Origin of the sequence: Streptomyces sp. XY431, from assembly GCF_001279805.1 — a bacterium.
GTDB classification, from domain to species: domain Bacteria; phylum Actinomycetota; class Actinomycetes; order Streptomycetales; family Streptomycetaceae; genus Kitasatospora; species Kitasatospora purpeofusca.
This window is the reverse complement of record NZ_LGDO01000294.1, coordinates 1-755: the sequence shown is the minus strand read 5'-3', so window position 1 is coordinate 755 and position 755 is coordinate 1. Positions and strand designations below refer to the sequence as shown.

General features: G+C 71.0%; 1 protein-coding gene. It reads right to left on the bottom strand.

The genetic code is table 11. The annotated features are described in order from the left end of the window. Window position 1: 1 nt before the first annotated feature. Window positions 2-755: ABC transporter ATP-binding protein (locus tag ADK60_RS24070; protein ID WP_053648838.1), on the bottom strand; the 754-nt coding region annotated here is incomplete at its 5' end.

Genomic DNA, 755 nt, shown 5'->3' with positions numbered 1-755 from the left:
GTCAGCTGGTGCGGCCCTTGGCGTCGAAGCGGCGCATGCGGTCCAGGACGGTGTCGGCGGTGGGGTGGGTCAGTTCGTCGACGATGCGGCCGTCGGCGAGGAAGACGACGCGGTCGGCGTAGGCGGCGGCGACGGGGTCGTGGGTGACCATGACGACGGTCTGGCCGAGTTCGCGGACGGAGTTGCGCAGGAAGGAGAGGATCTCGGCGCCGGAGCGGGAGTCGAGGTTGCCGGTGGGTTCGTCGGCGAAGACGATGTCGGGCTTGCTCGCGAGGGCGCGGGCGCAGGCGACGCGTTGCTGCTGGCCGCCGGAGAGCTGGCTGGGGCGGTGGGAGAGGCGGCCGGAGAGGCCGACGGTCTCGACGACGCGGTCGAGCCACTGCTTGTCGGCCCTGCGGCCGGCGATGTCCATGGGGAGGGTGATGTTCTCGAGGGCGGTGAGGGTGGGGAGGAGGTTGAAAGCCTGGAAGACGAAGCCGATGTGGTCGCGGCGGAGCTGGGTGAGCTGCTTGTCCTTGAGGCCGACGAGTTCGGTGTCGCCGATGGTGGAGGAGCCGGAGCTGACGGTGTCGAGGCCGGCCATGCAGTGCATGAGGGTGGACTTGCCGGAGCCGGAGGGGCCCATGATCGCGGTGAACTCGCCCTGGGGGAAGGTGACGCTGACGTTGTCGAGGGCGACCACGCGGGTCTCGCCCTCCCCGTAGACCTTGTTCAGGCCGGTGGCGCGGGCGGCCGCCCGGCCGGTACGGACGGCG